Genomic DNA, 15,627 nt, shown 5'->3' with positions numbered 1-15,627 from the left:
AGATTGGTACCAGCGGATGCTCAACTGAGGTCCGCACCCTTATCGCTTAACTTTACAAGGATAGACATCATGCGTACTTACGACCTGACCCCTCTCTACCGTTCCGCCATCGGTTTCGATCGCCTGGCCAGCCTGCTCGAGCAACGCGCCGAGTCGCAGCCAAGCTACCCACCGTACAACATCGAACTGGTGAGCGAAGACCAATACCGCATCGTGATGGCGCTGGCCGGCTTCACCCGCGACGAAGTCGAGATCATCACCGAGCGTGACAGCCTGCACGTCACCGGCCGCAAGCAGAAGGACGACGCCCAGCGCACCTTCCTGCACCGTGGGATCGCAGCGCGCGATTTCGAGCAGCGCTTCCAGCTGGCCAACCACGTGAAGGTCACCACCGCGTCGTTCGACAACGGCATGCTCACCATCGAACTGGTGCGTGAAGTGCCAGAGGCGCTCAAGCCACGCAAGATCGCCATCGGCGATGCTGCCGGTACCACGATCAGCGGCGACAACGTCCAGGCATTGGAACAGCGCGCTGCCTGAAATGGCGCAGATGATGCAGTAACGGTTTGAACGGAGGGCGCCTGCAGCATCGGGGCGCCCTTGTCCTATCTGGCGGGCCTCGTGTCTGTGCAGCCGCAAGGCGTGTGCATTAAGGCGCGTCTAAGGGGTGTTGCCTGTCAACTTAAGTATGGTCTAAGACGGCTGCGCGACACTAGCCTCATCGAATCTCAAACACCGATTCACCGAATTTTCATCAGGAGCACATCCATGTCGAACCCAAGTGCCGTTACTGCCATCACTGCCAAACGCCTGACGCTGGCCCTGTGTGCCGCGGGCGTCATCGGCGGCGCGGTCGGTGCCATCGCTGTCAATCACAATAACGCTACTGCCAATGCCGCCGCGCCGAGCGTGCCGGCTGTCGTCGCGGCCGCCCCTGGCGCTGCACCGGCTGCTGCCGTGGGCGCACCGTCGTCGACCGTGGCGCTGCCCGACTTCACGCGCATCGCCGCGCAACAGGGCAAGGCAGTGGTCAATATCCGCGTCGTTGGCGGCACCAAGACGGCCGCCCGTGGTGGCGGCGGTGCCGGCGGCATGCCAAGCCTCGACCCGGGCCATCCGTTGTATGAGTTTTTCAAGCAGTTTCAGGACCCGCGCTCCGGTGGCGAGCGCGGTGGTCGTGAAGCGCCCGTTTTCGGCGCTGGATCGGGCTTCATCGTAAGCCCGGACGGCGTCATCCTTACCAACGCACACGTCGTGCAGGGCGCTGACGAAGTCACGGTCAAGCTGCAGGATCGCCGCGAGTTTCGCGCCAAGGTCCTGGGCTCAGACCCGCGCACCGACGTGGCTGTGTTGAAAATCGACGCCAAGGGCTTGCCCGTGGCGCCGATCGGCAAATCCAAATCGGTCCTGGTGGGCGAGTGGGTGCTGGCCATCGGTTCGCCGTATGGTCTCGAAAGCACCGTTACCGCCGGCGTGGTCAGCGCCACCGGTCGTTCGATCTCGGACAGCAATGTGCCGTTCATCCAGACCGACGTTGCGGTCAACCCCGGCAACTCGGGTGGCCCGCTGTTCAACACCCGCGGCGAAGTGGTGGGCATCAATTCGCAGATCTACAGCCAGACCGGCGGCTACCAGGGTCTGTCGTTCTCGATCCCGATCGATCTCGCGGTGCGCATCAAGGACCAGATCGTCGCCACCGGCAAGGTGCAGCATGCCAAGCTCGGTGTGGGGGTGCAGGAAGTTGGCCAGAGCTTCGCTGATTCGTTCAAGCTCGAATCGGTTGAGGGCGCCCTGGTGAGCAACGTCGAGCGTGGCAGCCCGGCCGAACGTGCGGGTCTGAAATCCGGCGACGTGATTCGCACGGCCAACGGCACGCCGATCGTCTCGTCGGGCGACCTGCCGGCCATGATGACGCTGGCCAAACCCGGCGACAAGGTGGCGATGGACGTCTGGCGCGACGGTAAGCTGGTGCGCATCGATGCGACGCTGGCCGACGCTGCCGAGAAACCGCGCCGCGGCCAGATGGAAGACGTGGCGAGCACTGTCGACAACAGCGCCAAGTTGGGCCTGTCGTTGCGGCCGCTGGAGCCGATCGAGCGTCGCCAGAGCGGCATCGCTGCTGGCCTGTTGATCGAAGATGCTTCGGGCGCCGCTGAAATGGCCGGCATCGAACCTGGCGACGTGCTCATCTCGGTCAACGGCCGGCCCGTGACGTCGGTGGTCCAGGTGCGCGAGATGGTGGCGAAGGCCAACAAGTCGGTGGCGCTGCTGATCCAGCGCGGCGGTGAAAAAATCTTCATCCCGGTGCGGATCGGTTAATTGGTTAAGATAGCGTAGCGTCCTCGGGTCGCACTTTTACAACGGGGGATGTATGCGGCTGCTGCTGGTGGAAGACGATACGATGATCGGCGAAGTGGTGCTCGACCTGCTCAGGGCCGAGCACTACGCAGTCGACTGGGTCAAGGACGGCGAAATGGCCGACACGGCCCTGCTGCAGAACCAGAACTACGACCTGGTGCTGCTCGACCTGGGGCTGCCGCGCAAGGACGGCCTCGAAGTACTGCGCTCGATGCGCGCGCGCAAGGACCGCACCCCGGTGCTGGTCGCCACCGCGCGCGACTCGGTGGCCCAGCGCATCGCGGGCCTGGATGCCGGCGCCGACGACTACGTGCTCAAACCCTACGATCTCGACGAACTGCTGGCACGCCTGCGCGCGCTGCTGCGCCGTGCTGTCGGGCGCGCCGAGCCGATTTTCGAATACCGCAACATCACGATCAATCCGGTCACGCGCGAAATCATGGTCGACGGCACCCAGGTGTCGCTGTCGGCGCGCGAGTGGGCCGTGCTCGAAGCGCTGGTGGCGCGGCCCGGCGCCGTGCTCTCGCGCGCGCAGCTCGAAGAAAAGCTGTACAGCTGGCGCGATGAAGTCTCGAGCAACGCGGTAGAAGTGTATATCCACGGCCTGCGCAAGAAACTGGGCAGTGACCTGATCCAGAACGTGCGCGGCGTCGGCTACATGGTGCCGAAAGCATGAAGATGACGCACTCGCTGCGCGGGCGCCTGCTCTGGTTCCTGCTCGCGGCGATCACGATCGCGGCGGTGGCGCAGGCGACGATCGCCTACCGCACCGCGCTGCACGACGCCGACCAGATCTTCGACTACCACATGCAGCAGATGGCCTTGTCGCTGCGCTCGAGCACACCGCTGTCGAACGACGAAGCGCGCGCGCGGCAAGAGGCCGAAAGCGCCGGCGGCAACGACGACATGGTGGTGCAGATGTGGTCCCCCGACGGCGCCCAGATGTTCCACAGCGTCTCGCGCGCGCGTCTGCCGCAGCGTGCGGTGCTGGGCTTTTCGAACGTGCGCGCCAACAGCACGACCTACCGCGTGTTCTCGATCCAGACCTCGAATCAAACGGTGCAGGTCGCGCAGGACCTGGCCGTGCGCCGCAATATGGCGGGCAACCTGGCCCTGCGTACGCTGGGGCCGATCGCGGTCATGATGCCGATCCTGATGCTGGTTGTGTGGTGGGTCGTGAGCGGCTCGCTGCAACCGGTGGCGCGTGTGCGCTCGCAGGTGGCGTCGCGTCAGGCCGACGATCTGTCGCCCGTTTCCGATACCGGCTTGCCGGACGAAGTGCGCCCGCTGGTGCAAGAACTGAACCTGCTGTTTGGCCGTGTGCGCACTGCGTTCGAGGCCCAGCAGCATTTCGTGGCCGATGCCGCGCACGAACTGCGCACGCCGCTTGCGGCCCTGCGCCTGCAGGCACAAAGCCTGGACCGCGCCGATACGCCAGAAGCGCGCCAGGTGGCAGTGAGCCGCCTGACGGCCGGCATCGACCGCGCCACGCGCCTGGTTGAACAGCTCCTGATCCTGGCGCGGCAGGAGGCCACCGCCGCCGAAGGCATGGCTGCCAAGACCCGGCCGGTGGACCTGGCCGACCTGGCGCGCCGCACGGCCGCCGACCTGGCGGGCGTGGCTGCTGCCAAGGGCGTCGACCTGGGCCTGCAGCAGGCCGACCCGGCCAGCATCGACGGCCAGCCCGACGCGCTGCAGATCCTGCTGCGCAACCTGGTCGACAACGCGGTCAAGTACACCCCGGGCGGCGGCACCGTCGACATCTCGGTGCTCAGCGGCGCTGGGACGGTCGCAGTGCAAGTGGAAGACAGCGGCCCCGGCATCCCGCCGGACGAACGCGAACGCGTGTTCGACCGCTTCTACCGCGTGGCCGGCAGCGAGGCGGCCGGCAGTGGCCTGGGCCTGGCCATCATCAAGGCAATCGCCGAGCGCCATGGCGCGGTGCTGACGCTGGGTTCGTCCGAGCGGTTGGGTGGACTGATGGCGACCGTCACGTTCAAGACCCCTGTGCAGACAGCTGCCTGAGTGCACGGTAAAATAACCGGTTTGGCGGCTTTTTGTCCGCCTGTTTGCATACCGGGGAACCCATGAACAAGAACATATTGGCCGCCAGCGTACTGGCGGCAACCGCCGGTCTGGCGTCAAGCCAGGACATCGTCAGGATCGGCCACGTGGCCGGGATCACCGGGCCGGTGGCCTACTTTGGCAAGGACACCGAGAACGCCACGCGCATGGCGATCGAACACCTCAACGCGCGCGGCACCACGATCGCTGGCCGCAAGGTGACGTTCCAGCTGGTGGCCGAAGACGACGCGGGCGACCCGAAACAGGCCACCAGCGTGGCGCAGAAGCTGGTCGATGCCAAGGTGAATGGCGTGATCGGGCACCAGACGTCGGGCACCACGATTCCTGCGTCGAAGATCTATCACACCGGCGGCATCCCGCAGATTTCGCCATCGAGCACCAGCCCGAAATACACGCAGCAGGGCTTCAATACCGCGTTTCGCACGATTGCCAACGACGTGCAGCTGGGCCAGGCCCTGGGCCGTTACGCGACCGGCGCCATGAAGGTGCGCCGCGTGGCCGTCGTCGATGACCGCACGGCTTACGGCCAGGGCCTGGTGATGGAGTTTTCCAGGAGCCTGCAACAGCAGGGCGGCACGATCGTCGCGCGCGAATTCACCAACGACAAGGCGACCGACTTCAGCGCCATCGTCACCCGCATCCGCGCCAACAAGCCGGACATGGTTTTCTTCGGTGGCCTGAGCGCCACGGCCGGCCCGATGCTGCGCCAGATGAAGCAACTGGGCATGAACGTGCGCATGATGGGCGGCGATGGCATCTGCTCGGACGAGATCTTCAAGCTCTCCGGCGGCACCATGGCCGACGGTCAGGTCGTGTGCGCGGAAGCGGGCGGCGTGCGCGGTGAAGGCAAGGCCGGCATGGACAAGTTCCGCGCCGACTACAAGAAGCGTTTCGGCATCGATGTGCAGATCAACGCGCCGTATGCGTACGACGCGACGATGGTCATGGCCGACGCGATGGTCAAGGCCGGATCGGCCGTCCCGGCGAAATACCTGCCGTTCCTGGCCAAAGCCAATTACAAGGGCGTAACCGGCCCGGTGGCGTTCGATGCCCGCGGCGATGTGCGTGACGGGACGATCACCTTGTACGGGTTCAAGGGCGGCAAGCGCTCCTTGATCACGGTGACCAAGTAGGGTGGACGGCTGCGCCGTCCACGCGTTCAAACCAAGCCTGCGTAGCCACATCGCGATGACTGTTTGAACGCGTGGACGGGAAACCCGTCCACCCTACGCCACTAAATGCCGGAAAGTCGGCTCGATATTCTTCGCGTGCAGGTGGCGCACGATGTCCTCCAGCGTCGCGTCTTTCAGCAGCAGGCCTGCCGGCGGCGCAGGTGTAGATGAAGCCGCAGGCACGGGCGCGGGTGCATGCACCGGCGCACTCACCGCGGCCGGTTCGAGCAGGCGCCATGCGTGCTCGAACTGCTCTGCATCGATACTCTCCAACCCTTCCAGAAACCCAGCCTGCCCGTTCGGCGGCGGCTGCATGTCCAGCCCCGGTTCATCGGCAAACGACGCGCCCATGCCCGGGTGGATGAAGGCGGCCCACTTGCCGGTGCGCGGGTGCAGGCAGGGTGGCAGGGCGACCGGCGCGCGCACCGCGTCCGGCGCCAGCTCGACCTCGGGGAAGTACGCATCGCGCAGGCGTTCGAGAAATGCCTGCGCGCGCTCGGCCGGCACCGGTGCGGCGAGCGACAGCCACAAATAATACGCATCGCCACCCGAGATGCTCACTGCAGGCGCGGGCAGCTTGAGCGTCGTCTGCAGTGCATTCGCCACTTCGCACAGCTTCGTCCAGTGCGCTTCACTGTCGGCGCCCTTGGTCTTGCGAAACGGGATCATCATCGCGCGCGTCTGGCCGTCGCCGCCCGTCAGGCTGACCGGCAGTGCAAGGATGTCGGACGGCAGCACATCGGCGGGAAGATACAGCCGCATCAATTCGGCAATCAGTTTGTGCATGGTGTTCTCGCTGGAAAGCGGGCATTTTGACACATCGCGTACGCTAATACCCTGTGGTACGGCGCCAACACCCATTCTTGCGTAAAAAACCAGGCGATTACTTTTTCGTGGATTTAAAACGATTCTGGCGAAAAAAACATATCGCAGAAATGGCTGCGATATTCTTTCAATCGGTTTTATAAGCAATTTCACTGTTTAAGTTATCGCAAATATTTATCTCAAGAAACGCGCTGAACAAGCGTATGCAATCTGGTTGCAAACACATTAAAAATATCGCATTCTCGTTTCCAGCATTCGATCATCAGAATGCACATTCAAATAAATATAACGGAGACCAGCGTGCATCACACCCTTTCCTCATTTGGAACATGGGCCGTATTGTCATCGGCCATGCTTCCTTCATTCGCCGCCGCCCAGGCCGCGCCCACCCCGGTCGTTTTCCAGAATGCAGCCGTGCACGACCCATCGGTCATCAAGGTGGACGACATGTTTTATGTGTTCGGCTCGCACCTGGCGGCTGCCAAATCGCGTGATTTGATGAAATGGCAGCAGGTCAGCGACGGTGTCACCGCAAGCAATCCATTATTTCTCAATGGCGCATCGAATGTATTCACCGAGCTGGCTGAAACATTCAGCTGGGCGCAGTCGTCCACACTGTGGGCGGCCGATGTCAAGCGTATGCCGGATGGAAAATTCTATATGTATTACAACGCCTGCAAGGGCGATTCGCCACGTTCCGCATTGGGCATTGCGGTAGCGAATAATATCGAAGGTCCTTATGTCGACAAGGGCATCATTTTAAAATCGGGCATGTGGGGCCAGCCCAGCCATGACGGCACGATCTACGACGCACTGAAACATCCGAATGCCGTCGATCCGCACGTCTTTTCGGATCGCGCCGGCAAACTGTGGATGGTGTACGGCTCGTATTCGGGCGGGATTTTCATCCTGGCGCTCAATCCCTCGACCGGCATGCCATTGCCGGGGCAGGGCTACGGCAAGCGCCTGATGGGCGGCAACCACGCACGCATCGAAGGCGCTTACGTGATGTACAGCCCAGTCACGTCGCACTACTACCTGTTCACGTCCTTCGGCGGGCTGGATTCGACCGGTGGCTACAATATGCGTGTCGCGCGCTCGCTCAATCCGGACGGGCCGTACGTCGACGCGCAGGGCAACGACATGGCGGCTGTCCGATCCGATCCCACCAAGCCGCTGTTCGACGACGCATCGATCGCGCCCTACGGCGTCAAGCTGATGGGCAGCTTCCTGTTCGAGCGAAGCCTGGGTGACGCCGGCACCGGCATCGGCACCGGTTATGTTTCGCCCGGCCACAACTCGGCGTATGTCGATCCGGCCAGCGGCAAGCACTTCCTGATCTTCCATGCGCGTTTCCCCGAGCGCGGCGAGCAGCATGAAATTCGCACGCACCAACTGTTCATGAATGCGGACGGCTGGCCGGTCGTCGCGCCGCGCCGCTACACGGGCGAGACGCTGGGCGCCGTGCGGCGCGAATTCGTGCAGGGCGACTACATGCTGGTCAACCATGGCAAGGACATCTCGGCCGCCATCAAGAAGTCGCAGTCCATCGCACTCAACGCCGACGGCACGATCACGGGCGCCGTGGGCGGCAGTTGGCTGCTCACCGGCAGCAACGGGATCGAGATCCGCCTGCCCGGCGCCTCGCCGTACAAGGGCGTCTTCATCAGCGGCTGGGACGAAACGGCCAAGAGCCCTGCGATGACCTTCTCGGCGGTCTCGCGCGAGGGCGTTTCACTCTTCGGCAGCCGGCTGCCGCCACGCACCGAGGCGCAGGTGGTCAATGCCGTTGCCGCAGAACTCAGCCTGGGCAACACGAGCGCCGTCACGGCCAATCTTGCGCTGCCCACGCGCGGCACGCGCGGCGCGGTGATTACCTGGACGTCGTCCAATCCGGCCATCATCAGCAACACCGGGGTGGTCACCAGTCCGGCCAGCGGGGACGTCAATGTCACGCTCACGGCGCGCATCGCCAAGGGCAATACGGTGGTCACCAAAAGCTTCGTCGTCACCGTGCGCAAGGCCGGCGGCCTGCTGGCCCACTACACCTTCGATGGCAACCTGGCCGACGCGAACGGCATCTTCGGCGCCGGCAGCGTGACCGGCAACCGGATCGACGCGCCAGGCGGCAGCATCGCCTTCGAGGCCGGTGTGAAGGGCAGGGCGGCCGTCTTCAACGGCGAGAGCGGCGTGCGGCTGCCCAATGGCCTCATCGCGAGCCAGAACTACAGCGTCGCGCTGTGGCTCAAGCCGGCGGCACTGACGGCGTTTTCCACGACCTTCTTTGGCGCGCGCACGACCGAATCCTGGGTCAGCCTGCTGCCGATGGGCCATGGGGGCGTGGGCGGCGCATCGATGCTGTGGTCGGGTACGGCCTGGTACGACGCCGGTCTTGGCATGACGATCCCTGTCGGCCGCTGGTCGCACGTGGCCTTCACCGTGCGCAATGGCGCGGTCAACGTGTATGTCGACGGCAGCAAGCGATTTAGCGGCGCGGGCTTCCCCAACGTGTTTACCGGCACCAGCGGCGTGTTTGCGCTGGGCGTGAACTGGTGGGACGCGCCATACCGGGGCGCGATGGACGATCTGCGCATCTACGGCTCGGCGCTGAGCGACGCCGACATCGCGGCGCTCGTGCGCCAGTAACCCGCCACGTTTTCATGTCAAGGAGCACCCTATGAAACACACTATCCTTTCGTTCCTGCTGGCGGCATGCTGCGTGAGTGCGCACGCCGACGTCATTGGTTTTGACGACCTGGCCAGCAGCGAGACCGCGGTCATCGCCGACGGCTATGCGGGCTTCAACTGGACCGGCGCCGGCGTCATCGGCGCCGATGCCTATCCCGACAGCGGCTTTGCCAACGGCGTCGTCTCGGCGGCCAACGTCGCCTTCAACCACGGGGGCGGCACCGTCACGATCTCGAATGCGGCCGGCTTCGACTTCATCGGCGCGTTCTTCACGTCGGCCTGGTATGAACAGGAACTTTCGTTCGAGGGCAGCCGTGCCGGCCAGCTGCTGTTCGCGACCGACGTGTCGTACGGGATCGACACGTTCGCGCCGCAGTGGATCGAACTCGGTTGGCGCGGCATCGACACGCTCACGATCTACAACAGCAGCGGCACGCAGTGGGCCATGGACGCCTTCACGGCATCCGCTACGGCGCCGAACACGGTACCGGAGCCGGGGACGCTGGCGCTATGCGGGATTGCTGCTGCGGGGTGGCTGGCGGCGCGCAGGCGCAGGCCGCTGCAGCGGGTGTAAACGACAACGGCCTGCAATCGCTTGCAGGCCGTTGTTTCACCGCGCGATCAAATCAGATCAGAAGCGGTGCGCCAGGCGCGCGAACAGCGCCGCGCCATTCAGGCCGAACTGCACGCTCTCGTACTTGAAGCCGTTGTCGGTCTCGTTCGCATCCTGCACGGTTGGCTTGACGTCGAAGATGTTGGTGCCGCCGACCGTCAGGCGGGTCTTCTCGGTGAAGGCCCACGTGAAGGCCAAGTCGGCCGACGTCTTGGCTTCGTACTTCTGGTTCGGCACCGGTGGACCCGAGAACGTGCCCAGCGTCTGCGGACCGAAGTGGATCACGCGCAGCGCCGTTTCCAGCTTGCCCTGGACGTAGTCGAAGCCCAGCGTGGCCTTGCGGCGCGGCGCACCTTCTTCAATGAACAGGCGCTCGCGCTCGGACAGCAGCACGTCTTCGAAGCCTGCCAGTGCGGCTGGCGCTTTCACGCGCTGCACTTCGGTCTTGCTGAAGTTGGCGGCCAGGAACGTCGTCAGGCGGCCCGCGGCCACGTTGGCGCGGTGCGAGACCGTCAGGTCCAGGCCCTGCGTCTTGGTGTCGACCGAGTTGACGAAGAACTGCGCCTGGCCCACGCCCAGCTGCTGCAGCGTCGCGCCCAGCGCCGGGTAGTTGTCGGCGTCAAAGCGGCCCGACAGCACGATGCGGTCATCGATGTCGATGCGGTACAGGTCGGCCGTGACCGACAGTGCCTGCGTTGGCGACCAGGTCAGGCCCAGCGTGTAGCTCTTCGATTCTTCATCCTTCAGTTGCGGGATGCCGGCGGCAGCGGCCACCGGGCCACCATTCGGCGCCAGCACGACGTCCAGCGGCTGGCCGCTGACGAAGTCGGTGAAGGTCGACGAGAAGTAGGCCTGCTGCAGCGATGGGGCGCGGAAGCCAGTGCTGGCCGAGCCGCGCAGCAGCAGGTCCGGTGCCAGGCGGTAGGCGGCGGCGAGCTTGCCGGTGGTGGTCGAGCCGAAGTCCGAGTAGCGCTCGTAGCGCAGCGCGGTCTGGATCTTGAGGCGGTCGGTGAGATCCGTTTCGATGTCGACGTAAGCCGCGTTGCTGTGACGGTCGGTGTCGGTTTCGTCGCCCGGCTGGAAGCCCGGGAAGCCCTGGCTGCCAGCATTGCCGCCGATGCCCACGCCGTCGGCGTCGATGTACGAACCGGCTTCGCCGGCGAAGATCTGGTAGTTCTCGCGGCGGTGCTCCAGACCGAAGGCAACGTTCATGCCCTTGAATACGTCGCTGTAGAAGCGGCTGATGTCGGCATTGGTGGTCGCCTGGCGGAACGAGAACGCGCCTGCGTAGAAGCGGTCGGCGCTGCGGCCCTGGCCGCCGCCAAGCAGATCGAGGTTGGCGATCGAGGCGTTGAGCGTATTGGCGATGTTGTACTTCAGGCGGTTGTAGCCGTAGGTCTGCGACAGGTCGGCATTCCATTCTCCGGCCGTCCAGCGGTAGCCGACGGTGCCCCAGCGGTCATCGACTTTGCCGTTGATGAACGGGACGAAGCCGTCCGGGTACATCGCGGCCGAATTGCGCGACGGGATATCTTCTGAGCCCAGGCCTTCGCGGCCGAAGGCGGCCGACGACGCGTCGCGCTGCTGCACGCCGGCGGTGAAGTAGAACTTGCCGCCCGCGCCGGCCGGGAATTCGCCGTTCAGGTAAATGGTCTGGTTGTCGGCTTTGGTGTCGCCGATGATGCGCGGGTTGCCGGGCTCCGAACGGTTCGAGCGGCCACGGTCCGAGTATTCGCCGGTGATGCCCAGCACGCCGCCACCGAGGGCCACGCCGCAGTAGGCCGACGCTTGCCAGTTCTCGCCATCGCCTTCGGTGTACTGGCCGTAGCCGGCCACCGATTCGCAACCCAGGCTTTTCTTCAGGTCGATGTTGATCACGCCGGCAATCGCGTCCGAGCCGTATTGGGCGGCGGCGCCATCGCGCAGCACCTGCACTTCGCGGATCGCCATCACGGGGATGCCGTTCATGTCGGTGCCGGTGTTGCCGCGGTTGCGCGCGCCGAACAGGTTCACCAGCGCGACCGTGTGGCGGCGCTTGCCGTTGACGAGCACCAGGGTCTGGTCCGAACCCAGGCCGCGCAGGGCGGCCGAGTCGATCAGGTCGGCGCCGTCGGCGCCGGTCTGGCGCGTCGAGTTGAACGACGGCGACAGGTTGCTCAGTACCTGCGCGAGGTCGAACTGGCCGCTTTGTTCGGCCGCTTTCGTCATCGGGATGAAGTCGATCGCCACCGGGGTATCGGTGCTGGAGGCAGCGCCGACGCGGCGCGAGCCGACGACGCTCACGCTTGGCACGACGGCGTCAGTGGTGATGGCGGGTACGGTCTGCGCCTGGACGGCGCCAGGGACGAGGGCAAGGGAAGCAAGAATGGTGCTGCCATACAGACTGGCCAACACGGAACGGGGCATGATTTTGAGTTTGAGCACTGGTTTCTCCGAAGGATGTTCGGATACTATCAATGGATCCTTCGATTACCGTTGCAATGTGGCATTAACACAACGTTCTGATTGTATAACTTTGTATTATCAAGTCGCTTGCATAATTAATTTCCTTCGGTAAATAACGCGCTTGTTGTCAAAAAGGTCGGCTATACTGTGTTTTTATACAGTATTTGTCATTTGACATGAGCCCGGCGTGACACAGCCTCCGACCAACCAACCCCCCGCAGCCACGACCCTGCCGCCGTATGCCGAGTTGTTCTGCCTGTCGAACTTCTCGTTCCTGCAAGGGGCGTCGCATGCCGAGGAGCTGGTCCTGCGCGCGGTGCAGCTCGGGTACTTCGCGCTGGGGATCACTGACGAATGCTCGCTGGCCGGCGTCGTGCGCGCGCATGCCGAGGCAAAAGAGGCCGGCCTGCCGCTCATCATCGGCGCCCACTTCCATTTGCAGAATCCCGATGGCAGCCCGGCGCCGTCACTGATCCTGCTGGCGCAGAACCGCGAGGGCTACGGCAACCTGTCCGAATTCATCACGCTCGGGCGCACGCGCAGCGAGAAGGGGACGTACCTGTTGACCCCCGATGACCTGGCCGACCCGGCACCGGAGAACGCGCACTTGCGCCACATGCCCGATTGCCTGGCGATCCTGCTGCCGCCGTATCCGGGGCACGAGGCGCAGGACGTCGACCGCCTGCACGCGCAGGCGGCGTGGATGGCGACTACCTTCCCGGGCCGCGCCTGGCTCGGTCTCACATCGCTGCACCGCGCGTTCGACGATGCGCACCGCGCCACGGTTGAAGAAGTCGGCTGGCAGCACGGCTTGCCGATCGTGGCGCTCGGCCACGTGTGCATGCACGTGCGCTCGCGCAAACCGCTGCAGGACACGCTCACCGCCACGCGCCTGAACAAGGCGGTGGCCGACTGCGGCTACGGGCTGGCGCAGAACGCCGAGCAGCACCTGCGCTCGCGCCTGCGCCTGGCCAATCTGTACACGCCCCAGGTGCTGGCCGAAACGGTGCGCGTGGCGCGCCTGTGCACGTTCTCGCTCGACGAACTGCGCTACGAATACCCGGACGAAGTGGTCCCGCCCGGCCACACGGCCGCGAGTTTTTTGCGCGCCGAAACCTGGATCGGCGCGCACCGGCGTTTTCGCGACGGCATCCCGGCCAAGGTGCAGGCGCAGATCGAGCACGAGCTGGCGCTGATTGCCGAGATGCGCTACGAGCACTACTTTTTGACGGTGTACGACATCGTGCGCTTTGCCCGCTCGCAGCACATCCTGTGCCAGGGCCGCGGCTCGGCCGCCAATTCGGCCGTCTGCTACTGCCTGGGCATCACCGAGGTCGATCCGGCCCGCGCCAGCCTGCTGTTCGAGCGCTTCATTTCGCGCGAGCGCAACGAGCCACCCGACATCGACGTCGATTTCGAGCACCAGCGGCGCGAAGAAGTCATCCAGTACATCTACAACAAATACGGGCGCGATCGCGCGGCGCTGGCGGCGGTGGTGATCAGCTACCGCCCCAAGAGCGCACTGCGGGACAGCGGCCGCGCGCTGGGCATCGACCTTGGTATCGTCGAGAAGGTGGCCAAGACCCACCACTGGTTCGACAGCCGCGCCGACCTGCTGGGTCGCCTGGCCGAGAGCGGCCTGGATCCCGAGGCGCCGCTGTCGCGCCAGTGGGCCACGCTTGCGCAATCGCTGCTGAACTTCCCGCGCCATCTGTCGCAGCATCCCGGCGGTTTCGTCATCGCGCGCGGCAAGCTCTCGCGCCTGGTGCCGATCGAGAACGCGGCGATGGCCGACCGCAGCGTCATCCAGTGGGACAAGAACGATCTCGAAGAACTGGGGCTGATGAAGGTCGACGTGCTGGCGCTGGGCATGCTGTCGATGATGCGGCGCGGGCTGGAACTGGTCGGCCAGCGCTACGGCAACGTGTTCGAGATGCAGGACATCCCGGCCGACGATACGGCCACCTACGACATGATCTGCCAGGCCGATACGGTGGGCGTGTTCCAGATCGAGTCGCGCGCACAAATGAGCATGCTGCCGCGGATGCGCCCGCGCGTCTTCTATGATCTGGTGATCGAGGTGGCCGTGGTGCGCCCCGGCCCGATCCAGGGCGGCATGGTCCATCCCTATCTGCGGCGCCGTCAGGGCTTCGAGCCGGTCGTGTATCCGAGCGCCGAAATGAAAGTGGCGCTCGAGCGCACGCTGGGCGTGCCCATCTTCCAGGAGCAGGTGATGCAGGTGGCGATCCTGGGTGCGGGCTTCACGCCGGGCGAGGCCGACCAGCTGCGCCGCGCGATGGCGGCCTGGAAGCGCAAGGGCGGGCTGGAACACTATTACGAGCGCATCACGACGGGCATGCTCGAACGCGGCTACACGCTGGAATTCGCAGAAGCGATCTTCAGCCAGATCCAGGGCTTCGGCGAATACGGTTTTCCCGAGTCGCACGCGGCCAGCTTCGCGCTGCTGGCGTATGCCAGTTCGTGGCTCAAGTGCCACGAGCCGGCCGCCTTCCTGTGCGCGCTGCTCAACAGCCAACCGATGGGCTTTTACAGCCCGTCGCAACTGGTGCAGGACGCGCGCCGCCATGGCATCGAGGTGCGGCCGGTCGATGTCGCCGTCAGCGGCTGGGATTCGGCACTGGAAGAATACGATCCGCACGAGCGCACGCGCCAGCCGGCGGTGCGCCTCGGCCTGTCGCTGCAGCGGGGGATGAGGGTCGATGCGGCCGAGCGCATCGAGCAGGCGCGCGCCGTGCGGCCGTTTGCCGATGTGGCCGACCTGGCGCGCCGCGCGGGTCTGGACCGCAGCGACCTGCAGGTGCTGGCGGCGGCCGGCGCACTGCAATCGCTGGCGGGGCACCGGCGCGAAGCGTTGTGGGAAGCATCCGGCGCCGCGCCCGACAAGGATCTGTTGCGCCCGACCGTGCCGCGCGAAGAAGCGCCGGTGCTGGCGGCGCCGAGCGAAGGCGAAGAGATCGTGGGCGACTACCGCGCGCAGGGCCTCACGCTGGGCCGCCATCCGCTGGCACTGCTGCGCGAGCGCCTGCTGGCGCAGCGCTTCCTGCCCGCAGCGACGCTGATGGATTTCCAGAACGGCCAACTGGCGCGCGGCTGTGGCCTGGTGACGGTGCGCCAGCGGCCCGGCACCGCCAAGGGCGTGCTGTTCCTGACGCTGGAAGATGAAACCGGCAACGTCAATGTGATCGTGTGGCCGTCGCTGGTGGAGCAGCAGCGGCGCGAGGTGCTAAGCGCGCCGCTGCTCGGGGTCTACGGCGTCTGGCAGCGCGAGGGCGAGGTGCGCCACCTGGTCGCCAAGCGGCTGGTGGATCTGTCGCACCTGCTCGGTGGGCTCGATACGCGCAGCAGGGATTTCTGCTGACCCCGGCTTTTCCTCTGGCCCCCAACTTTCCTGTAGCGGCAGGCCGCCGCATTGATAGAATG

At 65.1% G+C, this 15,627-nt stretch carries 10 protein-coding genes; 8 read left to right on the top strand and 2 right to left on the bottom strand.

Features of this window, described 5'->3' with window-relative positions; translation table 11 throughout:
• Window positions 1–69 precede the first annotated feature (69 nt).
• From HD842_RS15435 to HD842_RS15415, 5 genes are all read left to right on the top strand, one after another.
• A complete protein-coding gene (locus HD842_RS15435; RefSeq protein ID WP_183555607.1) occupies window positions 70–540 on the top strand; it encodes an Hsp20 family protein in 471 nt (156 codons plus the stop codon).
• Window positions 541–768: 228 nt separating this feature from the next.
• Window positions 769–2,319 (top strand): Do family serine endopeptidase, encoded by a 1,551-nt coding sequence (locus HD842_RS15430; protein WP_183555606.1) that lies wholly within the window; start codon window positions 769–771, stop codon window positions 2,317–2,319.
• Between the two features lie 52 nt (window positions 2,320–2,371).
• Window positions 2,372–3,034, top strand: a complete 663-nt coding sequence (locus HD842_RS15425; RefSeq protein ID WP_183555605.1) for a response regulator — start codon at window positions 2,372–2,374, stop codon at window positions 3,032–3,034.
• On the top strand, window positions 3,031–4,383 hold the full coding sequence (locus HD842_RS15420) for an ATP-binding protein (protein ID WP_183555604.1): 1,353 nt from the start codon (window positions 3,031–3,033) through the stop codon (window positions 4,381–4,383). The genes HD842_RS15425 and HD842_RS15420 overlap by 4 nt, the downstream gene beginning before the upstream one ends.
• 62 nt (window positions 4,384–4,445) lie before the next feature.
• Window positions 4,446–5,576, top strand: coding sequence for a branched-chain amino acid ABC transporter substrate-binding protein (locus tag HD842_RS15415; RefSeq protein WP_183555603.1), 1,131 nt, complete (start codon window positions 4,446–4,448; stop codon window positions 5,574–5,576).
• 93 nt (window positions 5,577–5,669) lie between these two features.
• On the opposite strand, the gene HD842_RS15410 is transcribed toward HD842_RS15415, so the two are convergent.
• A complete protein-coding gene (locus tag HD842_RS15410) occupies window positions 5,670–6,401 on the bottom strand; it encodes a hypothetical protein (RefSeq protein ID WP_183555602.1) in 732 nt (243 codons plus the stop codon).
• Between the two features lie 390 nt (window positions 6,402–6,791).
• Between HD842_RS15410 and HD842_RS24380 the strand changes: the two genes are divergently transcribed.
• Together HD842_RS24380 and HD842_RS15400 are read left to right on the top strand one after the other, a co-directional pair.
• The gene (locus HD842_RS24380; RefSeq protein WP_183555601.1) at window positions 6,792–9,086 is read left to right on the top strand and encodes a family 43 glycosylhydrolase; all 2,295 of its coding nucleotides are present in this window, start codon (window positions 6,792–6,794) and stop codon (window positions 9,084–9,086) included.
• A gap of 31 nt (window positions 9,087–9,117) precedes the next feature.
• Window positions 9,118–9,702: a PEP-CTERM sorting domain-containing protein gene (locus HD842_RS15400; RefSeq protein ID WP_183555600.1), complete on the top strand. Its 585-nt coding sequence runs from the start codon at window positions 9,118–9,120 to the stop codon at window positions 9,700–9,702.
• Between the two features lie 57 nt (window positions 9,703–9,759).
• Here the strand turns inward: HD842_RS15400 and HD842_RS15395 are convergent, their stop codons facing one another.
• Complete coding sequence (locus tag HD842_RS15395) at window positions 9,760–12,165, bottom strand: TonB-dependent receptor plug domain-containing protein (protein WP_183555599.1); 2,406 nt, start codon at window positions 12,163–12,165, stop codon at window positions 9,760–9,762.
• Window positions 12,166–12,373: 208 nt separating this feature from the next.
• Here HD842_RS15395 and HD842_RS15390 point away from each other — a divergent pair, with 208 nt between their 5' ends.
• The gene (locus tag HD842_RS15390) at window positions 12,374–15,565 is read left to right on the top strand and encodes an error-prone DNA polymerase (protein WP_183555598.1); all 3,192 of its coding nucleotides are present in this window, start codon (window positions 12,374–12,376) and stop codon (window positions 15,563–15,565) included.
• The last annotated feature ends 62 nt before the right edge of the window (window positions 15,566–15,627 follow it).

It is taken from the genome of Massilia aurea, assembly GCF_014200505.1.
Lineage (GTDB): Bacteria > Pseudomonadota > Gammaproteobacteria > Burkholderiales > Burkholderiaceae_D > Telluria > Telluria aurea_B.
The sequence above is the reverse complement of the archived record's forward strand: the minus strand, read 5'-3'. Positions and strand labels throughout refer to the sequence as shown.